Annotated in this window: 20 protein-coding genes and 1 riboswitch; of the genes, 6 read left to right on the top strand and 14 right to left on the bottom strand. The window is 43.5% G+C overall.

What is annotated here, in order from left to right; all coding sequences use genetic code 11:
* Window positions 1–52: 52 nt before the first annotated feature.
* Window positions 53–889, bottom strand: coding sequence for an amino acid ABC transporter substrate-binding protein (locus NST94_RS12305; RefSeq protein ID WP_076183478.1), 837 nt, complete (start codon window positions 887–889; stop codon window positions 53–55).
* Between the two features lie 222 nt (window positions 890–1,111).
* Window positions 1,112–1,215: riboswitch (TPP riboswitch) on the top strand.
* A gap of 198 nt (window positions 1,216–1,413) precedes the next feature.
* Here NST94_RS12305 and NST94_RS12300 point away from each other — a divergent pair.
* From NST94_RS12300 to thiE, 6 genes are read left to right on the top strand one after another with little or no spacing between them, the layout of a single operon-like run.
* Window positions 1,414–2,109, top strand: a complete 696-nt coding sequence (locus tag NST94_RS12300) for an ABC transporter ATP-binding protein (protein WP_248548111.1) — start codon at window positions 1,414–1,416, stop codon at window positions 2,107–2,109.
* The gene (locus NST94_RS12295) at window positions 2,090–2,866 is read left to right on the top strand and encodes an ABC transporter permease (protein ID WP_081383239.1); all 777 of its coding nucleotides are present in this window, start codon (window positions 2,090–2,092) and stop codon (window positions 2,864–2,866) included. Before NST94_RS12300 ends, NST94_RS12295 begins: the two co-directional genes overlap by 20 nt.
* Entirely contained in the window at window positions 2,863–3,900 is a 1,038-nt protein-coding gene (locus NST94_RS12290) for an ABC transporter substrate-binding protein (RefSeq protein WP_248548110.1), read from the top strand. The genes NST94_RS12295 and NST94_RS12290 overlap by 4 nt, the downstream gene beginning before the upstream one ends.
* A 41-nt stretch (window positions 3,901–3,941) precedes the next feature.
* Window positions 3,942–4,736, top strand: coding sequence for a hydroxyethylthiazole kinase (gene thiM, locus NST94_RS12285; protein ID WP_076125949.1), 795 nt, complete (start codon window positions 3,942–3,944; stop codon window positions 4,734–4,736).
* A 23-nt stretch (window positions 4,737–4,759) separates the two neighbouring features.
* Entirely contained in the window at window positions 4,760–5,590 is an 831-nt protein-coding gene (gene thiD, locus NST94_RS12280; RefSeq protein ID WP_175618947.1) for a bifunctional hydroxymethylpyrimidine kinase/phosphomethylpyrimidine kinase, read from the top strand.
* The gene (gene thiE / locus NST94_RS12275; protein WP_081383238.1) at window positions 5,580–6,236 is read left to right on the top strand and encodes a thiamine phosphate synthase; all 657 of its coding nucleotides are present in this window, start codon (window positions 5,580–5,582) and stop codon (window positions 6,234–6,236) included. The genes thiD and thiE overlap by 11 nt, the downstream gene beginning before the upstream one ends.
* Here thiE and NST94_RS12270 read toward each other — a convergent pair.
* The 13 genes from NST94_RS12270 to NST94_RS12210 form a co-directional block, all read right to left on the bottom strand.
* Window positions 6,217–6,909, bottom strand: coding sequence for a pseudouridine synthase (locus tag NST94_RS12270; protein ID WP_076218199.1), 693 nt, complete (start codon window positions 6,907–6,909; stop codon window positions 6,217–6,219). The genes thiE and NST94_RS12270 overlap by 20 nt on opposite strands.
* 114 nt (window positions 6,910–7,023) lie before the next feature.
* Window positions 7,024–7,206 carry a DUF3934 family protein gene (locus NST94_RS12265; protein ID WP_036686296.1) on the bottom strand — a complete coding sequence of 61 codons (183 nt, stop codon included), beginning with the start codon at window positions 7,204–7,206 and terminating at the stop codon, window positions 7,024–7,026.
* 116 nt (window positions 7,207–7,322) lie between these two features.
* Window positions 7,323–7,721, bottom strand: a complete 399-nt coding sequence (locus NST94_RS12260; RefSeq protein ID WP_076301827.1) for a hypothetical protein — start codon at window positions 7,719–7,721, stop codon at window positions 7,323–7,325.
* Between the two features lie 121 nt (window positions 7,722–7,842).
* Window positions 7,843–8,928 carry an aspartate-semialdehyde dehydrogenase gene (gene asd / locus NST94_RS12255; RefSeq protein ID WP_038570412.1) on the bottom strand — a complete coding sequence of 362 codons (1,086 nt, stop codon included), beginning with the start codon at window positions 8,926–8,928 and terminating at the stop codon, window positions 7,843–7,845.
* 459 nt (window positions 8,929–9,387) lie between these two features.
* Entirely contained in the window at window positions 9,388–9,990 is a 603-nt protein-coding gene (locus NST94_RS12250; RefSeq protein WP_036686291.1) for a response regulator transcription factor, read from the bottom strand.
* Window positions 9,990–11,126 carry a sensor histidine kinase gene (locus NST94_RS12245; RefSeq protein WP_076125940.1) on the bottom strand — a complete coding sequence of 379 codons (1,137 nt, stop codon included), beginning with the start codon at window positions 11,124–11,126 and terminating at the stop codon, window positions 9,990–9,992. The genes NST94_RS12250 and NST94_RS12245 overlap by 1 nt, the downstream gene beginning before the upstream one ends.
* Before the next feature lie 158 nt (window positions 11,127–11,284).
* Window positions 11,285–12,349 carry a fatty acid desaturase gene (locus NST94_RS12240; RefSeq protein WP_076125939.1) on the bottom strand — a complete coding sequence of 355 codons (1,065 nt, stop codon included), beginning with the start codon at window positions 12,347–12,349 and terminating at the stop codon, window positions 11,285–11,287.
* A gap of 143 nt (window positions 12,350–12,492) precedes the next feature.
* Entirely contained in the window at window positions 12,493–13,689 is a 1,197-nt protein-coding gene (locus NST94_RS12235; RefSeq protein ID WP_076125937.1) for a hypothetical protein, read from the bottom strand.
* A 14-nt stretch (window positions 13,690–13,703) separates the two neighbouring features.
* Window positions 13,704–15,302 (bottom strand): response regulator, encoded by a 1,599-nt coding sequence (locus NST94_RS12230; RefSeq protein WP_076301826.1) that lies wholly within the window; start codon window positions 15,300–15,302, stop codon window positions 13,704–13,706.
* A gap of 17 nt (window positions 15,303–15,319) precedes the next feature.
* Window positions 15,320–16,639 carry an extracellular solute-binding protein gene (locus NST94_RS12225; RefSeq protein ID WP_076126209.1) on the bottom strand — a complete coding sequence of 440 codons (1,320 nt, stop codon included), beginning with the start codon at window positions 16,637–16,639 and terminating at the stop codon, window positions 15,320–15,322.
* A 62-nt stretch (window positions 16,640–16,701) separates the two neighbouring features.
* Window positions 16,702–18,426: a sensor histidine kinase gene (locus NST94_RS12220; protein ID WP_076125934.1), complete on the bottom strand. Its 1,725-nt coding sequence runs from the start codon at window positions 18,424–18,426 to the stop codon at window positions 16,702–16,704.
* An 82-nt stretch (window positions 18,427–18,508) separates the two neighbouring features.
* Window positions 18,509–19,372, bottom strand: coding sequence for a carbohydrate ABC transporter permease (locus NST94_RS12215; protein WP_038570403.1), 864 nt, complete (start codon window positions 19,370–19,372; stop codon window positions 18,509–18,511).
* Complete coding sequence (locus tag NST94_RS12210; protein ID WP_036686279.1) at window positions 19,369–20,322, bottom strand: sugar ABC transporter permease; 954 nt, start codon at window positions 20,320–20,322, stop codon at window positions 19,369–19,371. Before NST94_RS12210 ends, NST94_RS12215 begins: the two co-directional genes overlap by 4 nt.
* Window positions 20,323–20,353 lie beyond the last annotated feature (31 nt).

Genomic DNA, 20,353 nt, shown 5'->3' with positions numbered 1-20,353 from the left:
ATTCAGACATCCTTTTTAGCTTCTAGGCTTAATTAGCCTTGCTAGCCTTGTATTATTTTGAAACGTCAGCTCCAAAGTATTTCTCGGAAATTTTCAAGTACGTTCCATCACTTTTCATCTCTTTAATCGCATCACTGACCGCATTCACCAGCTCATCATTGCCTTTCAGGAATACCGCGGCACTTTGTGAGCCTTCAGGAATCTCATCAACCACTTTAATTTTTGCATCTGGTTTTTGTTTTTTCAGATCCAGATAAGACAAGCCATCATTCACAGTTGCATCAATACGTCCCGAAGTCAGCAGGTCCATCGCTTGATTGAAACCGTCCGTAGCTACGATTTCAGCACCGTTCTCACGAGCGATGTCGGATAAGTTACTGGTCAGGGATTGTCCGGCTTTTTTACCCTTTAGATCAGCAAAGGTCTTAATATCCTCATTGTTTTCGCTCACGATCAATACTGCCTTGGATACAATATAGGGTTCAGAGAAATCATATTTCACTTTGCGATCTTCGTTAATGGAAACTTCATTAAAAATGACATCAAACCGTTTCGCATCCATCCCAGCAAAAATACCATCCCACTGAGTTTCAAAAAATTCAGCTTCAACACCTAAACGTTTGGCTACTTCTTCGGCAATTTCCACGTCAAAACCCGTCAATTTCCCCGCAGTGTCATGATAAGTAAAAGGTGCATAAGTCCCTTCTGTACCTATCCGCAATTTGCCGCTGGCCTTCACAGCCTCCAAACTGTTTTGCGCTGAAGATGCTGCTCCACCATTCGTTCCAGCTGTTGGTTCAGCAGCCGTATTGGTATTCGAATTATTGCCGCAAGCCGCTACAAGGACCACGGTTAACGCCAATATAATAGTTAAACTCCATTTTTTCATTATTAAATCCCCTCTCTCTATCCGGTTTTTTTCCGGTAAATTGAATAGTACACTGCCATCACATGATCGTCAATACTTTTTTCCGATTATGTACATCGGAATTGTAATATTAACTAGATTTCTACTTATATCTTACCCAATCTTGGATTAATCCTTCACTTCTTTCTCTCTTTACTTCTCAGAAAGATATGGTATATTTATAAACAAATTAATATGGACCTGTTATTTCACTAGGGGAGTCGGCCGACTGAGACGGAGCTTCAAGCTCCGGACCCTTGGAACCTGATCTGGATCATACCAGCGGAGGGAAGTGGAGCAGAATTTTCATCAAGCATGTTAAGTGTTATTATGCAGAATGAACTTTTTGACCCATTCATTTCCTCTGGAAATGGATGGGTCTTTATTTGTTTAGGCGCTCCACAAAAATATTAGGAGGTTAGATCATCACGACCATTTTATCTATTCAAGGCCTAACCTACTCTTTTCCGGAAACTGAACAACCCCCTGTATTCGCAAAACTATCCATGGATATCAGGCAAGGGGAATTCGTCTCCGTAGTAGGTGCTAGCGGATGCGGGAAAAGCACATTTTTCAAAACGGTTGCCGGTTTACTCGAACCTACTCATGGAAAAATAAAACTCCCTACGCTCCCCTCAACCGCTAGTCGTTTAGGTCAGATCGCTTATATGCCTCAGCAGGATTTATTGCTGCCTTGGAGAACAGTGCTCGACAACTGCCTTTTGCCCTGGGAGATCATGCCCAGATTTAGTAAACAGGAAACAATCATTCAGATTCGGGAAATGTTGGCCCGCTTCGGCTTAACAGATGTAGAGAAGGCTTATCCCCATGAACTTTCGGGAGGAATGAAACAGCGAGTCGCATTTCTGCGCACCTTAGTGGCTGGAGGCGGAAGTGGCCTTATGCTGCTGGATGAGCCCTTTGGCGCTCTCGATGCCATGACCAAACGTGAGATACACCGTTGGCTGTTGGAGTTATGGGGTGAACTGAATCAGACGATTATGCTCATCACTCATGATCTGGAAGAAGCACTATTGCTCAGTGACCGGATTTATTTATTATCTGGCGGTGCGCACAGCGAATTACAGGAGATCATTGTCGATCTACCAAAACCAAGACATTATAAGATGAACTATGAACCCCGGTTTATAGCACTACGGGCAGAGTTGGAGCGAAGATTGCATGCAACCTATACCTTTTAAAAAACATCTAGACAACTATGGTCCCTTCCTTCTTCTGGTACTGCTCATTCTTGTAATCTGGGAGTCAGCTGTTCGCCTTCACTTGATTCCAGCCTTTATTCTCCCTGCACCTTCATCTATTGGCATCGCATTGATCGAGCACAGGCAATTATTATTTGGACAGCATTTATTAGCGACGTTGCAGGAGATACTGGTAGGTTTTGTCCTTTCTGTGATTTTTGGTGTATTGCTGGGTATTGGAATGTTCCTGTTTCGCCCCGTAGAAAAGGCCATCTATCCCTTCCTTATCATTAGCCAGACGGTCCCATTAATTGCGCTATCGCCCATTTTTATTATGTGGTTCGGATATTCGCTGTGGAGCAAAGTGGCTGTGGTGTTTTTGACGGCTTTTTTTCCAGTTGTAGTGAGTACATATGATGGACTTCGTACAAGTGGCCAGACTTACAAGGACTTATTATTAACATTTGGTGCAAACCGCTGGCAGCTGCTTGTCAAAACCCAAATTCCACTGGCGTTGCCTGCTTTTTTCTCTGGCTTAAAGCTGTCCATTGTATACTGCGTCATCGGAGCTACTATCGGGGAATGGCTCGGCGGCAGTAAAGGACTCGGTTACTTCAGCCGCAGAATGGCCGGAAATATGCAGAGCGATGAAATGTTCGCGGCTGTATTTCTGCTGTCCGCGCTTGGTGTTGTGCTTTTTCTGGCGATAGCTTTACTCGAACAATTATTTTTAAAGAAAAGAGGATCTAACCAATGAATCATTTAAAATCCCCACAACGAGGACTTATTTCTGTATTTCTAGTATGCACACTTTTGCTCTTAAGCAGCTGCGGGAAGGCAGACAAGCTAAATAACAACTCCCAAACCGGTTCCTCCAATACCGATAATAAGCAGTCACACAAGCTGACGATTATGCTTGATTGGTATCCCAATGCCGTTCATTCCTTTCTATACGCTGCGCAACAGCAAGGATTTTTCCAAGAGGAAGGTTTGGATGTCGAGATCAAAATGCCTGCGGACAGCAATGACGCCCTAAAGCTTGTAGCAGCAAATCAAATTGATCTAGCGCTCAGTTATCAGCCTCAGGTGCTTATGGCACGCGGAGAGAAAATCCCTGTACGTTCGATTGCAGCAATCGTGCGGCATCCACTGAATCATCTGATGGTTCCTCAAGCAGGCAGTATTCATAGTCCCAAAGAGCTCGTGGGAAAACAAATCGGCTATTCCTCCATTCCGCTCTATGAAGCGATGATTCGGACAATGATCCAGAGTGATGGAGGCGATCCTTCATCCGCCAAGCTGATTGATGTAGGTTTTGACCTTATCCCTGCGATCTCTACAGGACAAGTGGACGCAATAATGGGCGGATTCATCAACCATGAACAACTGATCCTTGAAAAAGAGGGACATCCGGTCACCTCGCTTAATCCAACGGATTACGGAGTACCTGACTATTATGAGCTTGTGCTGGTGGCCAGCGAACAAGGATTGCAAAATTCTGAAGCCTACTTTAAAAAATTTCTAAATGCCATAACAAAAGGACAGGAATTTGTGGAGCAGAATCCTGAACAAGCCCTGGATTTACTGATTGCACATGAAGATGCAACTTCACCGCTCGACAAGGAGATTGAGAAAAAAAGTCTTGAAATTCTACTGCCGCTGATGAATGCAGGCGATCAAACTTTTGGTTATCAAGACCCGACATCTTGGGAAAAGGTTCAGCAGTGGTTATCCACCAACGATCTTCTACCAGAAGATATTAAAGCACAAGAAGCTTTTATCAATCTGTAACGTTTAGTTGGTTATTCATACAAGCTTGAGGAGGAATTATGATGAGTTACTTAGCCAAAGTACGGGAATCCAACCCCTTGATCCACAACATCACTAATATTGTAGTAGCCAATTTCTCAGCCAACGGTCTGTTGGCGCTGGGTGCCTCTCCCTTTATGGCGGATGCCCACGAAGAAGTGATCGACATCGCCGCTATGTCGTCTGCTGTAGTTCTAAATATAGGCACACTCAATGACTACGCCATTCAATCTATGTTGCTCGCTGGTAAATCCGCTAATAAACACGGGGTTCCCCTAGTGCTTGACCCGGTAGGTGCAGGCGCAACTTCTTATCGGACCGCTGTCACTCAAAAACTAGTGAATGAGATGCAAATCACCGCACTGCGGGGGAATGTGGCTGAAGTCGCTAATGTGATTGGGGAGAGTTGGTCCATTAAAGGAGTGGATGCTGGCGAAGGTGAAGGCGATGTAGTCCTTTTGGCTGAAGCTGCTGCGAGGAAGTTAAGCTGTGTGGTCATCATAACTGGAAAAGACGATGTGATCACGAATGGAAAAAACACTTATATTGCCAGCAACGGTCACCCTATTCTCACGAAGGTTACAGGAACTGGCTGCTTGCTCAGTGCTGTTGTGGGTGCATTTCTCGCGGTAAGTGGTGGTGCCTCGTTGGAGGCCGCAGTGGAAGCCCTCTCCTTCTATGGAGTAGCCGCTGAAATCGCCGCTGAACTAACAACTGGTCGAGGACCGGGAAGCTTTCAGGTTGAGTTTCTAAATCAACTGACATGGGTCACGCCAGAAGTCTTCTTAGAAAGATCTAGCATCAAACAGCTCAGTTAATGACCCTCAAAGGAGTGAATTCGATGATTATATCCAAAGCTCTAACCATTGCCGGCTCCGATAGCGGCGGTGGTGCTGGCATTCAGGCCGATCTAAAAACCTTTCAAGAGCTTTCTGTCTATGGGATGTCCGTCCTCACAGCTGTGACAGCGCAGAATACGCTGGGTGTCCAAGGGGTTTATCCAGTGACTCTGGAAGCTATAAATCAGCAGCTTGATTCTATAGGACTTGACCTGCAACCAGATGCCGTAAAGACCGGGATGTTATTTAACAGCGACATCATCCGCATTGTGGCAGATAAAATTAAGTATTACGGCTGGTCTAATCTTGTAATTGATCCTGTGATGGTCGCTAAAGGAGGGTCCACACTGCTGCTGCAGGAGGCGGTTCAATCCTTAATCAGCCATCTGCTGCCCTTAGCATTGGTGACGACACCCAATATTCCCGAAGCCGAAATGATCACAAAGATGACGATCTCCACCATAGAAGAACGCAAAAAAGCAGCCAAAATCATTCATGGAATGGGCTCCAAATATGTAGTGCTAAAAGGGGGACATGATACTTCAACCACAGCCGTAACCGATCTTCTATATGATGGTCAGGAATATACCTTATTGGAGAGTAGCCGGATTCAGACCAGACATACGCATGGTACAGGCTGCACCTATTCAGCAGCGGTCACCGCCGAGCTAGCCAAAGGCAAATCCGTAGCTGAGGCCATTCAAACTGCCAAAGCATTTATACAAGCGGCGATTGAGGACGAGTTGGGCATAGGGGCTGGGCATGGACCAACCAATCATTTTGCTTATCAAAACAGACTGCGGGGGATAAACAGTGCAACGAATGAACAGTGAACATCTGCGAGATCTATTAAAAGTCTATTTCATAATGGGCAGCGTAAATTGCCGTAAAGCTCCCGTTAAGGTGCTGCAGGAAGCGGTAGCTGGGGGCATAACCATGTTTCAATTCCGTGAAAAGGGTACCGGATCCTTAAGCGATAAGGCACGACTTAATCTTGGCAGACGACTTCAAAAGATTTGTCATGCCAATGGCGTGCCCTTTATCGTGAATGACGACATTGATTTAGCGATCGCACTTGATGCGGACGGAATTCATGTAGGACAGGAGGATACCCCTGCATTGGCGATCCGCCAGCTACTTGGAGAGAATAAAATCATTGGTGTATCCGCTCACTCCTTCGCTGAAGCTCAGCAGGCGATTGCCGATGGAGCCGACTATCTGGGCGTGGGTCCCATTTATCCTACGTCATCCAAGGAGGATGCCAAAGCTGTTCAAGGCACTGCGATGATTGAAGAACTAAGAAATAAAGGCATTACCATCCCTTTGGTTGGCATTGGGGGAATCACGCTGCAAAATGTTGCACCAGTATTAACAGCTGGTGCGGATGGGATCTCTGTTATCTCAGCGATTGCCGGAGCTGAAGATATTACCACAACTGCCAGAGGCTTCGTTGACAAAGTCAGTTTAAGCGGGACATAAGCTCATACAGCTCTTCACTGCTTAAATGCCGCCATTGTCCCAGCTCCAAGCCGTCTAATGTAATATTCATAATTCTTATGCGCTCCAGCTTTAGTACTCTATATCCTAACTCCTTGCACATTCTGCGTATTTGCAGATTAAGACCTTGAGTTAGGATAATTCTAAACTGACATTCTGTGATCCGATAGACCTCACAAGGTTTCGTTGTGACTCCCAGAATGTTCACGCCGCTAGACATCTCTTGTAAGAATTCTGACGTAACCGGTTTGTCTACATGAACTACATATTCTTTTTCATGCCCATTCTCGGAACGCATCATTTTATTTACAATCTCTCCATCGTTGGTTAACAAAATGAGGCCTTCCGAGTTTTTGTCTAATCTGCCAATCGCAAAGATCCGTGAAGGATACCCTACAAAATCAATAATGTTCCCAGCCACATGTGGGGCTGCTGTACAGGTAATGCCTATCGGCTTATTCAAAGCGAGATACACTGGCTCCCCTTTACTGCTTGTTATCGGCTCCCCATCGATCCATACGATATCCTCTGGCTCTATAAGAATGTTCGCCTCACAGACAATACCGTTTACAGCGATTCGACCTGCTGCAATTAATCGTTTGGTTTCCCTTCTGGAACAAAAGCCTGTTTCGCTTATATATTTATCGATTCTCACTGCTGATCCTACTTTCATTCTATATACTTACCTTACCTCTAGTCATAAAAAAACACCTGATTTTAACGATCAAAATCAGATGTTAACCTTCAGGAATAACCCAGTTTAAGGGAGCTATTTGGTGCTTCCGCTTTTTTTCACGTTACTGCCCTTGCTTCCACCTGCACCTTTAGCACCTGGACCCGTCGTTGGGTCACCTTTTGCAGGTTTAACTGGTTTTGCTGTTTTGTTCCAGCGTGTCCAGCCTTTACTCCCCGTACCTCTGCCTGTGCCGCCACCTTTACTTTTTGCACCCATCATATCACTCCGTCAGTCATTCAGAATTCGTATAGTTTATACACTTTACCTATCTTACCACACTCTCAACCTTTCTGTTTAAGTAATAACAAATGCTTCATCTAACTAGCCACTGTTTAGAATTTAGCATCTTTATTCATTTCATGAATATCAAAGGTATCCTGATGTATTTCGATGGCGATGACGGTGTCCTTTTTTTCAAAAAATTGCACATGTCCTAACCGCTTGTCCTCCATCTCTATCCATCCAGCATCGTTTAATTTATTAAAATAGCCCTCAGGCCGATAAAGACCTTGTTCTCCCCCTATATTATCCAACTCGTACTTTGCTCCAATTTTTATATTAGGGTTATTTGAATTTGTTATCACTTCGATTTCTTTGGCATTCTTCGGAATAGGAATTTCGGCATTTATAGAGGACACTCCATACTCTTGTTCCTCTTGAGCTGACGATGTACAACCGCTTGTAAACAGGATTAATGGTAACCATATAAAAGCTAATAAATATTTATTCAATGGCATCCTCTCCTTCCATAACTTATTTTACCAAATTCAAAATTAAAATAAAAACACCCCACCAAAGACTAAGCTTTGATGAGGTGTCTATTCACATCAGCTTTGCAGCTCATGCATGGACTTATTTCGGTTGAATATAACCTTCTGCTTTCAGAAGCTCAGCGATCAGCACAGCACCGCCAGCCGCTCCGCGCAGGGTGTTATGGGAGAGACCTACGAATTTGTAATCATAGAGGGCATCTTCCCGGAGTCTGCCCGTCGATACGCCCATTCCGTTCTCAATATCACGATCCAGCTTGGTCTGTGGACGATTGTCCTCTTCAAAATAGGTAATGAACTGTTTAGGTGCGCTAGGCAGTTCAAGCTCCTGAGGACGTCCTTTAAAGCTCTTCCAGAGATTCAGAATCTCTTCTTTGGACGGTTTTTTCTCAAAAGAAACAAATACAGCAGCCATATGTCCATCCGCTACAGGCACACGGATACACTGCGAAGTAATCGTTGGCGCTTCACTCTTTACGATACCCTCTTCTTCAACGCTTCCCCAGATCCGCAAAGGCTCTTGCTCGCTTTTCTCTTCTTCGCCACCGATATAAGGAATCACGTTGTCCAGCATTTCTGGCCAATCTGCAAAAGTCTTTCCTGCACCAGAAATGGCTTGGTAGGTGGTGACCACCACTTTAGAAGGATTAAAGTCTTTGAGCGCATGAAGTGCAGGCACATAACTTTGAATGGAGCAGTTAGGTTTAACCGCAATGAAACCTGTCTCTGTTCCCAGACGTTTTCTTTGCTGTGCAATAACCTCAAGATGCTCCGGATTAATCTCAGGAATGACCATAGGCACGTCAGGCGTCCAGCGATGCGCTGAGTTATTGGAGATTACTGGTGTTCCGGTGCGCGCATAAGCCTCTTCGAGCGCTTTAATCTCATCTTTTTTCATGTCTACAGCACAAAAAATCAAATCCACGTCCGCAGCAACTTCTTCTACCTTAGAAGCATCTTGGACCATAATATTCTTTACGTTCTCAGGCATTGGAGTAGATAACTTCCATCTGCCCTTGGCCGATTCTTCATACGTTTTTCCAGCAGATCTAGCACTGGCAGCAATCGCAGTTACTTCAAACCAAGGATGATTCTCTAGAAGGGCAATAAAACGTTGTCCTACCATACCTGTGCCGCCAACTATGCCGGCTCTTAGCTTTCTTGACATCAGAAAATACACTTCCTTTTGATTAACTGTCCTATTGTGGATAATAGGCCGATAATTAATGATATACGGCGCGGGAACATTTGGCGAGTGTTAACATCAAAATAACATTAAAAATTTTATTTTTAGCGGATTATATTGAATTTCACTAATACTAATGAAGGAAATAGCTGCACTCAGTACAATTATAAGTCTATTTTCTGCTTAGACAACTCTTTAACTGCATTCTCTACAACTATTTCCCCGAAAAATAATGGAAATGCCCTCTAAGTGAACTTTTAGATGTAAGAAATGCAACTAAATCGCATCTGCAGAGCATTTTATAGCATATAGTTGTAGGAAATACATCTATTTGCGATTGGAGAGTATAAATCAGGAATCTGCGCTCTGCGATCAGCAATCGGCAATTAGCGATTTACGTTTACAAGCTGCTTCAACCAACTAAGCGTTTCTTTCCCCCGCTCACTTAAACCAACCTTTTTCCTTAAATCGAGTGATTGCCTCGATGCGGTTACCTACATCCAGCTTATCTAGAATAACTGAGATGTAATTCCGGACTGTTCCCGTGGTAATGTACAACTGGCTGGCGATCTCTTTTGTATTTTTACCGTCGGCAATGAGTCCAAGTACTTCCTTCTCCCGCTGAGTCAGAGGATTTACTTCACCGCTGTAGGCTTCATCCATTAGCTCCGGTGCATACATGCGTCGGCCTGCCATCACATTACGTATCGAAAGTGCCAGTTCTTCGCTAGGACTGTCTTTCAGCAAATAAGCATGAACTCCCGCCTTGAGCGCACGTTCGAAATATCCCGCACGGGCAAAGGTGGTTAATATCATCGTTTTGCAGCCGCTATTCTTCAGCGCTTCCGCAGCGTCGAGACCACTCATCGCTGGCATCTCAATATCCATAATACAGATATCCGGCTTATGCTGCTGAACCATCGCTACAGCTTCTTCCCCGTTGCTTGCCCGGCCCACGACCTTCATATCCTCTTCTAAATCCAACAAAGATGCCAGCGCTCCAAGGAGCATTCGCTGATCCTCAGCGATTACAATCTTAATCATTATACGGTTACCTCCTGTTCCGGATGCTTAAATGCATTTGGGACCTTAATCACTATCGTAGTACCCTCATCTCGCACGATATCCATACAGCCATTTACAAATTCAAGACGTTCCCGCATACCTTGCAGCCCATGTCCTTTAAAATAAAGATCATTGCCCGGGATGCCGGTTCCATCATCTTTCACTTTAATGATGAGATCTGTGCGTGTGGGTTCAATGATAATTGCGCAAGATTGTGCATTACTATGCTTCACAACATTTGTGACAGCTTCCTTAATACACATGCTGAGCACATTCTCCGTAATCAATGAAGTGTTAGACAGTTTAGGATTGCCTTGCAAAACATAGTCGATCTCCGCAGCCGCAAGAAGCTGCTGAATATGAACGAGTTCGTCCTCAAGCCGAATGCCGCGCATTCGCGTAATCATCTCCCGGACCTCTTTCAGCGCACTTCTTGCCGTCTGGCGTACATCATTGATCTCGGCTTTTGCTTGCGTCGGATTACTGTCGATAAGCTTTCCTGCCAAATCACTTTTCAGACCAATTAACGAAAGCTTCTGACCTAATGTATCGTGAAGATCACGTGAAATCCGCTGGCGTTCCTCGAGCTTAACCAATTCTGAAATACGCTTATTAGCATCCTCCAATTGGTCTTGCAGCTTCCCTTGATTATTCCGGTTATAGGTACTGATTGGCAGCAGGATCACTGCAATCATACTGACAAGCACAAAGGGAAGCTGGCTGATAAATACGGGATTACGCGACAGCAGCTCATAATTGATCGTAATAATCGTAGTCAGCAAATGAATGGAGTACAGGGTGAAGAACCCAACTCGGTTCTGGATATTCCCAATAAAAAAGGCTAAAAAAAGCGCAAAATACATATATCCGAACAACAACGTCATCGTTATAGAGACCAGTATCTGCACGCTCGTCCAAAAATAAACTAACCAACCCTTTGAGACAAAAGAAAGCACATAACAAACAAAAAACACAGCGATCATCAAGATTCCCGAAACTACCTGGTAGGGAGAAGAGGACCGAAAGATGAAATAAAACGGTAGAATATAAAATACGACCCATACATAAGGGCTAAGACCTGTACTTTTATGAAAAATATGATGCCACTTCTGCATGTTCGCTCTCCTTTTTGCCATATGCCACTCACCTTATTCTAGCATAAATCCGGTAAAATCCGGTGAACCACAACGATAAAGAGAAAAAAGATTAGAGCGCGAATGAGTTCTCCGGCTCTAACCTTCCATTTTGCTGCTATTTGATTACAATGTAGCTATTATTCTCCCTGGAGTCTGGGCTTATGAACTTGCAGGACCTCGCCTGCAGTTTTCGGTTTATTTAATATGGACTTCATCTCTTTGAAGCTAATGAATCGTTTATTTTCCTCATCCCAAAGACGGAAATTAAGGGCCTTCAAGCTGGTACCAATCGTAATCGTTGTTGCTTTTTGTAGCGGTGGCGTCGCGTTATGCGCTTTTTCCAAATTATAGTTTGGCACCTTTGGACTTAAATGATGCACATGGTGGAAGCCGATATTGCCCGTAATCCATTGCAGCACCTTCGGCAGCTTATAATATGAGCTACCTTCAACCGCGGCCATCACATAACTCCATTCAGATTCATTCTCGAAATAAGAGTCTTCAAACTGATGTTGGACGTAGAACAACCATATGCCGAGAAACCCTGATACAAATGCTACAGGCAGCTGCACCATAAGAAATGCCTGCCAGCCAATAGCCCATATTAGCAAGCCATAAAGCGCTGCGATTGAAATATTCGTCAAATAGGTATTCATCCGCTCTTTGCGTCTAGCACCTTTAACATTGAAACGATACTGAATCATAAAAACAGCAATCGGTCCAAGACCAAACATCACGATGGGATTTCGGTAAATCCGGTAATATAGACGTTTCCAGAAGGATGCCGCTGCGTATTCCTCGACCGTCATAATCCAAATATCGCCGATCCCTCTTTTATCGAGATTACTGGAGCTGGCGTGGTGAATGGAATGACTATGTTTCCACTGCCGATAAGGAACCAGTGTCAGCACACCTGTGATCGTTCCGATAATATCATTCGCTTTACGATTCTTAAAAAACGATCCATGTGTGCAATCATGAAAAATAATAAAGGTTCGAATTACAAATCCTGCTGCAGGAATAGCTAACAGAAGGGTGAGCCAATAGGAAACGGATAAAGAGAAATAAGCTCCGCCCCATAACAGCACAAGTGGTCCTAAAGTATTGATGAGCTGTCTTATACTTGCGTTGCGGTCATTTTTCTCGTAAGGGGCTACACTCTTTTTAAGGCTGGAGAGCTGTGATGTCTGTTTTGTAGTCATCTATATCGTTTCCTCCTTGATGTGTCCGGCTAAGGATCTTTTCATCTACTCTAAGTATAGAAGATAAAGTGTCATCCTATAAGTCATAAACATCAAGTAGAGAGTATGACAAATGTCATACTCTCCTTCTCATTTAAATTACGTTAGCATTGCAGCCAACATCCATCTTCCTTCACTTCGTATTGACCTTTGATCTCACCAATTCCATTAAGGATTAACGAATCTTTATTAAAAGTTGGAGGTTCATCTAGTACGAGGTGCAGTTTATTAATATTTCGAAGGTCAGCTGTATAGTAGCTAATCACTGGCTTTTCCAGAAAATACTCCGCATCATTGATTTGGATTCGTAAATTATTCTTATGAATGCATTTCTCATCTCCACCAATAATACCCATAGGATTAAAACCCGTAGATTTTATATCTCCTTCAATATACAGGTGGTACCCTTCCAGGCTGATAAAATCAATGAATTCCTTCTCCCTGATTGTTTTGACCGATTGCATAATATCTTCCGTTTCTTTGCTGATGGATATCTCCTCGAAGGGAATGATGACTTGATCCACAAATTGCTTAAAAAACGCATATAAACTTAACTCCGACTTCATAAACTCTTCTTTCCAATCGGTCCGAAGCTCATCTAGCAGCAAACATATAAACAGACCAGAACCGTAGCAGCTTCTTCTGATATTAGCCGAAGATTCAAGTTCATCTATTAAATACGAACTGAATTTGTGCAATACTTCCTCATTAGGTAGGGTGGATTTTTCGGCATAGGCATTTAATTCAACATACCAAGCGGGTCCTTCCAGCGTTTCAATAAGATATTCATTTAGCACGTACTCCCCGAGCAGTTGTTCTCTTTGTTGACGGATGGCAATAAATCTGTACATTGCGTGATTACGCTCTTCAATAGTAGCTGCCATTACACTAAGATATAAATGATGTCTTTCTTGAATCCGCAATTCCATATTTTCGAGGGATAAAGGGTAGGTAATCATCAATAATTCATCTGCATAACGTTCATCTCCCATCAGGAATTGATAACCGTGAAATAATTCGTGTACACAAATGGCGTACAAGTCTTCGAATTCTTCATGTAATTCCAGATTAACGATGGCTGTAGGGTGATCCTCATATAAAATGATGGTATCTCCTGAGAATTCATTACTCCAAGGAAGCAAATGTGGATGATATCCTACCGTTTTGAATTTGGGATGATTGTACAGATACACGTTATCCTTATTATAAAATGCAAAAGAAACAGCCTCGAACCCCTTCCAATATTTCTGCAGCTTGTGGTTCGTTAAACACTTAACAATCATCTCCAAATGAAATTCCATCCCTTACCTCCTCGTTAATGGCTCTGCTTAGTATGCTCTTCTCGGTATTCTGTTGGTGTTTGACCACTAGCCTTTTTAAAAACCTGTGTAAAATAACGCGGGTCCTGATAACCGACAAGAGGAGCTATCTGATACACTTTTACGTTGCTGCTCTGCAAAATATACTTCGCCCGCTCCATCCGGCAGTGTGTAACATACTCCAAAAAGGTATAGCCTGTTATTTGCTTATATAAAGTGCAGAAATGACTGATGCTGAGATCAGCCAGCTCCGCTACTTCCTCAATACTTAAATCTTTATGGTAATTACTCTCAATATAATGTTTCGCTTTCTCGATGGCGCTACGCGTATCCTCGCGGTTCACAGGCTTGTTCCCTTGCTCCAATCGCACACCAAACTCTTCTTTCAGAGCAGAGATCACTTCATTTAAAGTGCCGAGATTGTGCATCTTGCTAAGTAATCCATGCAAGGACCAATCTGAATTTATATTCAAATACTCATAATTTCTGTATAACACAACGATCAATTCAACAAGAAGACGTTCAGCCATATCCTTAGGAACAGCTTGTGACTCAATAAATAAAGCAAGCTCATCAAATAAAGACCACATCCGGTCTCTATTTAAGGTACGTATACTTTCAATCAGCGCGGTTTCCAGCTCTTTTGGGTATTTCACCTCTTTACTGCTTGGGAACGATATCTCTTCATCAATAAAGACCCCGGCAAGCCCCGAATAGAACCGTTGATATAAGGCCTTCGCGGCCAGAGGGTAAACCGTACTTAATTGATCAATGCCTTGTGTGGTGCGGCTGATGCCTACGGAACAAGACTGCTTGGAGTATCTCTTGATTCCCGCTATCAAATGTTCACCAAGTTCTCTCCTGCTGGCGCTTAAAGATCCAGGGAACAGTAGTATCCACTCTCCATTATGAAACGGGAAAACCGTCAGCACGCCATGCTCCAGTGACCATTCTTCCACAATATTGCGGATTGCAAACAGCCATAGCCGTTTTTCTTCTACACTCCATTGACTGCTCAGTGTGGTGTAGTCATCTAACTGGACAACAGCCATGAAATATCCGCTCTCCAGTTCACTGTTCTCCAGCCATTTCAGATGCTCAAGCGGCCTTGCATTTCCCAAAGTGATTTCTGCAAACAGACGTTCACGTGCAAGCAATGACAGCATCTGTACAGAATGAATCAGCTGATCATTTTGCTTCTGTTCATCCAGCTTGGTTCTGGCGCGGTTTAGCATTTCAACCAGTTCATCATGATCGATCGGCTTCAATAAATAATCAAAAGCGCCTTGACGTAATGCTTCTCTTGCATATTCGAACTCTCCGTACCCGCTTATAAAAATAAACACCAGCTTCGGGTTTTTAGACAATACTTCCTTCATCAACGTAATCCCGTCAATTACGGGCATGCGAATATCACTAATTACGATATGTGGTGAAGTGTCTTCTATCAAGCGGAGAGCTAATTCTCCATTTCGGGCCTCTCCCACAATCTCCATCTGAAGATCATTCCATGGAATGGCTGCTTTTAAGCTACGAAGAATAATCGGCTCATCATCCACGATTATTACTTTATATTTCTCTTGTAACTCATCCATTCCCTGCACCTCCAGGATCATTGTACACTTGAGCTTTGGATCAAATTCCAATATTGAATGGAGGATGCCTGCACTTGCTTTAACGCTTGCTCAGCAGACATTTCTCCGTTAATCATCTGTTCTATAACACTCAGGAACGTTTTTTTCACTTCTGGTGACAATACATTATCATAAGGGACAAAGCTCTTGCGGTTAACTTCCATCATATTCATGACTTGCGCGAATACGGGTCCTGTCTTCTCAGGATCAAAGGCGATGCGCATGGACGGAATTCTCAACCCTTCATATACAATCCGAGTCTGAACCTCCTGGGTGTAAAAAGCTTTCATTAGATCGAGTGCAGCCTCCCGCTTCGCTCCGCTTAGTTCGGAGGAAAGACCGATGCCAAATGTATAACCGCCGGCAATCGAAGGTTGTTCCCCCTTCTTCAATGTGGGAAACGGAATAACACCTACCTCATTTTGAAAATCCGTAGGAGCTGCTGTTCCGGCAAATAAATTGATATCCCAGTTTCCGTTCAGATACATCGCAGCCTTGCCGCTCGTAAATAGTCCCACCGCATTTTCTGTGGATAACGCATTCGATTTCGTGCTGAAGGCACCTTCTTTGATCCATTGCTCCAAGTGCTGAAAAGCCTTTAAATACGCCTCATTCTGAAAGCTGGCTTGATCTTCACCAGTGATCAGCTTCTCGATCAAGTCAGCACCGGCATAACGATCCATTAAATAATGTGCAAAAATCCCTGCGGGCCAACGATCCTCGTTGCCAAGTGCAAATGGAATATATCCTGCCGACTTCAGCTTTATTATGGCAGCATCAAGCTCTTGCAGCGTTTCTGGCGGCTTCAAACCCAGCTTTTCGAATATGGTTTTATTAAAATATAAAGGTTCAGCATTCCCTTCAATGGGCAAGCCATAAATATGGTTGTCAAAGGTCCAGAGATCCAGATCCTTGAATTGATTGGTTAGTGCATTCTCCCGGACGAAATCAGTCAGATCAATCAGACGCTTAGAGCGTACATATGGCTCAATCTCCGCTCCACCGAACAAAACAAACATATCTGGCGGGGTGCCAGTAACCATCTCGTTCTTCAGCTTTTGGTCACGGTGCAACGTCTGGTCTAAACCTTCAAAGTTAACTTTCACATTTGGATGCTCTAGCTGGTATTTGTCCACGATATCTTCATAAATAGTCAACAGTGGCCGATCATGCTCTTTAATCCAGAAATGACGGAAAGTTAATGTGATTTTCTCTGGTGAATCATCTTCAATGGGTTCTTGCTTTCCTAAAGTTATAAATAAAACCGCACCCGAAATCAGCACTAGATATAACCACATCCAGCCCCATTTCAATAACCATTTTTTGATAACATTCTCCCCCTTTCTTTCCGTACGGTCGATTACGGCAGTATTTTTGGTATTCGGATTCGGATGGTTGAACCAAAGCCGGGGGATGAACACACTAGTATGCCGTATGGACTGCCGAACCGAATATTCAAGCGTTCATGCACATTTTTAAGCCCCACGCCGCTATCACTGTATTTCTTCTGAGCACTTCCCTCGTTATCCCAAAGACTCATCATCTTGGCAAGGTCAAAGCCGGGGCCGTTATCTTTTACGATAATGATCATATCCATGCCCATTTCATAGGCCGTAATCTCAATGACCCCTGGGTCCTCCATCTGCTCAATCGCATGATACAGCGCATTCTCAACAATCGGCTGAACGATCAGCTTTTGTGTCATGAACGTCCTAAGACCATCCGAAAGATCTATGATATACGAGAATTTATCTTCAAAACGAAACTTCTGGATATCCAAATAATGACGGACATGCTCGAACTCCATATGCAGCGGAATCAGCTCCTGATTCTGACTGATACTGATTCGCAGCAGCTTGCCGAGTGAGATGACCATTTTGCTAATATCTTTATTGCCTTGCAGCACTGCCATCGAATTAATCGATTCGAGTGAATTATAAATAAAATGAGGGTTAATCTGTGCCATTAGCGCTTGCATTTCTGCTTCCTTCTTACGTCCCTGCTCAGTCTCCACCTGCACAAGCAGTTCATTGATCTGCGTGCTCATCCGATTAAAGCCATCAATCAGCAAATCACTTTCATCATCAGCACGATAGGGTGTAGTGATCGGCGTAAATATCCCTTGCTTCACCCGCTTCATCCCGTTAACCGCACTATTAATACTATGAACGAGCCTCCGCACGAAATAGCGGTCGAACAAAATGGCGGACAACAGCGAAACTGTACTTAAAATAATCGCAATATTCCGGATGGATACAGATTCTGACGAGATGAGATTCATAGGTGTAATGGCTACTAAATACCAGGCTGCATTATGAGAAGGTAGGAAGGTTATGAGTGATTTTTCCCCCTGATAGTTGTCGATGTAATAGTCATGTTCCTTAGCATAATCATTCTGTAAAAAGGGGAACTCTGTGCGTTGTCCAATATGTTCACCGGATTTATTAAAAACGATATTGCCTAGCTTGTTGACCAGCAAAATATCCCCCTTCTTGAGGGTTGCTGCTTCCCAGAAAATCTGATCCAATAAATCAGGTTTTACATTAACAACCAGATATCCGATATCTTCGAGAGAATATGAATCTTTGATTACTCTTGCTTGTACAAGTACCGGATTGCCGGAGATCTCCGAGCCATTTTCTCCCGGTCCTGACCACACGGGCCGCCCTTCGGCGCCTTCCATCGCGTCAAACCAGCTTTGTCTCTTCAAGTCCTCAAAAGACATCGATGCATTGTATTGATAAATTAAACGATCTTTACTATAAAAACTAAATGAAGTAATCATTGGATGATCAATGAGATAACTGCTAAGCTCCTGCTTTCGATCATAAGTGATTACAAAGTTCTTCTGCTTCAGTGATTGCTGAACAACCGGCTGCGTAATTTTTGAATTCGTGATCGAGGTGATTTCACTAAGCGCGAATTTAAGCTTTCGATCCGTTTCAAGCAGTGAAATCCAGTAGAAGTTGCTTGATTTTTTCTCCATTGCATTAGAAAAATTAACGTAAGTGACGATCCCCATCAGAATAACCGGAATAAAGACGAGAAGAATAATAGCGAACAAGATTTTACGGCGGAGTTTCATGATATTCCCCTTCCCCTGCTGTCTCTGTCCTCTAGTATTCTTCACAAAACCGCCTATTCCCTGTAAAGATCAAAAAGTAAGATCAGCTCTTAATAGCTCCTGAAGTTAGTCCAGCAATCACCCAGCGGCTAAATAACAGGAATACAATCAGCAGTGGCAAGGTTGCCGTAAACGTTGCTGACATGATCATTCCGTAGTCTAGACCATCGCGATTGGAGAACAGCTGCTGGAGCGCAATCTGAATTGTGAAATGCTCTTGATTCTTCAGTACCACTAAAGGCCAGAAGAAGTCATTCCAAACGGTCATAAAATTCAGTATACCTAGTGTAGCCATAGCTGGAGTAATGACCGGAATAGCGATGTTCCAGAAGATCCGGAAATGTCCGCCGCCATCGATCCGACCTGCTTCAATCAATTCCGTATGTACAGCTGTAGTGATATACTGCCGCATCCAGAAGATCCCGAAGGCATTAACCATCGCCGGAACAATAAGTGCCTTGAAAGAGTCTATCCAGTGGAGCTTGGCCATAATTACGTAAGTCGGTAATACACCAAGCTGTTGTGGCACAAATAATGTAGCAATTACAAAGTAGAACAGAAAATTTTTAAACGGAAATTCATATTTGGCAAAGGCATAACCTGCCAGTGTACAGAAAAACACGACTGATATTGTAACCATAGATGAGACAAATAAAGAGTTGCCCAAGGCTTGAAAGAAGTCTGTTTTGTCCAGTACCCGCTGGAAATTCTCAAAAAACTGGTCTCCAACCGTAAGCAAAGGTGGCACATGGAATACTGCGCCTCTGTCATTAGTGCCAACTACAAACATCCAGTAGAAAGGAAAGATGGACACGAGCGCACCAACAATCAACAGCAGATAAAATCCTAACTTGCCGATGATCCCTAGATCATCCGGATCTTTTTTAAATACACGCAGCGTACTCACGCTTTACCCCCTCCCGTATCTCCACCCATGCGATTTGAGACCAGCATATTGAGGACAGAGAAAATAATCGTGACCAGGAACAGCAAGACTGCCGTAGCTGCTGCCGTACCAAAAAATCCGTTGCGGAATGCTTCGCTATACAAATAAGTAACCATAGTGATTCCTTCCTGACGTGTAGATCCAGTTCCCGCTTGGCCCAAAAATACATAAGGCTCAGTGAACAGCTGCAAGGCACCTATAGTTGAAAGCAAGGTAACAAATACAATGAATGGCTTCAATAGCGGTAACGTTATAAAGGTTAGCTGTTGTCTTCTGTTCGCACCGTCAATACGTGCCGCTTCATATAGATCCGTAGGGATACTTTGCAAGCCTGATAGAAAAATAATGGCATTATATCCCGTCCAACGCCACATTACCATCGTAGAAATGGCGATTTTAACGCCCCACCAGCCAGAGTTGAAGGCCATACTATCCAGTCCCAAGCCGTTTAGAATCCAGTTGATCATTCCGTTGTTGCCAAACAGTGTGCTGAACACGAGCGTAACCGCAACGATAGACGTAATATTAGGCATAAAAAATAAAACCCGGAACGTCTTCTTAAAGCGAGTCATCGCCGAATTCAACAAAACAGCAATCAATAGAGCTAGTAATATCTGTGGAACAGTACCCATAAGCCCCATAATTAACGTGTTGCTAAAAGAAATCCAAAAGGTCGGATCACTTGTGACCAGATCGTAGTTTTTCCACCCTACAAATTTCATAGGATTCAGGGCATCCCATTTGAAGAACGAGAGATAGATCGTGAAAAAGATCGGATATAGTCCAAATATCGAGAACAGAATAAAAAAGGGCGAAATAAACGTGTAAGCAGTGATGCGGCTCCTTCTTTGTTCAGTTAAAAAGCGGCGCTTGCTCTCGGCATGCGGACTTGAAATAACAGGTTGTGCCATGTCACACCTCCAGGTAATCTAACGTGTAAAT

The sequence above is a fragment of the Paenibacillus sp. FSL H8-0282 genome (assembly GCF_037963825.1).
In the GTDB taxonomy this organism is placed as follows: Bacteria; Bacillota; Bacilli; order Paenibacillales; family Paenibacillaceae; genus Paenibacillus_AQ; species Paenibacillus_AQ odorifer.
The sequence above is the reverse complement of the archived record's forward strand: the minus strand, read 5'-3'. Positions and strand labels throughout refer to the sequence as shown.

Bases quoted from the DNA above. Each gene is read 5' to 3' on its own strand.
- NST94_RS12245 (WP_076125940.1), bottom strand. From the start codon at position 11,126: ATGCAGAAGTGGCATCATATTTTTCATAAAAGTACAGGTCTTAGCCCT.
- NST94_RS12300 (WP_248548111.1), top strand. From the start codon at position 1,414: ATGGATATCAGGCAAGGGGAATTCGTCTCCGTAGTAGGTGCTAGCGGA.
- NST94_RS12235 (WP_076125937.1), bottom strand. From the start codon at position 13,689: ATGGAATTTCATTTGGAGATGATTGTTAAGTGTTTAACGAACCACAAG.
- NST94_RS12210 (WP_036686279.1), bottom strand. From the start codon at position 20,322: ATGGCACAACCTGTTATTTCAAGTCCGCATGCCGAGAGCAAGCGCCGC.
- NST94_RS12305 (WP_076183478.1), bottom strand. From the start codon at position 889: ATGAAAAAATGGAGTTTAACTATTATATTGGCGTTAACCGTGGTCCTT.
- NST94_RS12295 (WP_081383239.1), top strand. From the start codon at position 2,090: ATGCAACCTATACCTTTTAAAAAACATCTAGACAACTATGGTCCCTTC.
- thiM (WP_076125949.1), top strand. From the start codon at position 3,942: ATGAGTTACTTAGCCAAAGTACGGGAATCCAACCCCTTGATCCACAAC.
- NST94_RS12265 (WP_036686296.1), bottom strand. From the start codon at position 7,206: ATGGGTGCAAAAAGTAAAGGTGGCGGCACAGGCAGAGGTACGGGGAGT.
- thiE (WP_081383238.1), top strand. From the start codon at position 5,580: ATGAACAGTGAACATCTGCGAGATCTATTAAAAGTCTATTTCATAATG.
- thiD (WP_175618947.1), top strand. From the start codon at position 4,760: ATGATTATATCCAAAGCTCTAACCATTGCCGGCTCCGATAGCGGCGGT.
- NST94_RS12240 (WP_076125939.1), bottom strand. From the start codon at position 12,349: ATGACTACAAAACAGACATCACAGCTCTCCAGCCTTAAAAAGAGTGTA.
- NST94_RS12225 (WP_076126209.1), bottom strand. From the start codon at position 16,639: ATGTGGTTATATCTAGTGCTGATTTCGGGTGCGGTTTTATTTATAACT.
- NST94_RS12290 (WP_248548110.1), top strand. From the start codon at position 2,863: ATGAATCATTTAAAATCCCCACAACGAGGACTTATTTCTGTATTTCTA.
- NST94_RS12250 (WP_036686291.1), bottom strand. From the start codon at position 9,990: ATGATTAAGATTGTAATCGCTGAGGATCAGCGAATGCTCCTTGGAGCG.
- NST94_RS12230 (WP_076301826.1), bottom strand. From the start codon at position 15,302: ATGGATGAGTTACAAGAGAAATATAAAGTAATAATCGTGGATGATGAG.
- NST94_RS12220 (WP_076125934.1), bottom strand. From the start codon at position 18,426: ATGAAACTCCGCCGTAAAATCTTGTTCGCTATTATTCTTCTCGTCTTT.
- asd (WP_038570412.1), bottom strand. From the start codon at position 8,928: ATGTCAAGAAAGCTAAGAGCCGGCATAGTTGGCGGCACAGGTATGGTA.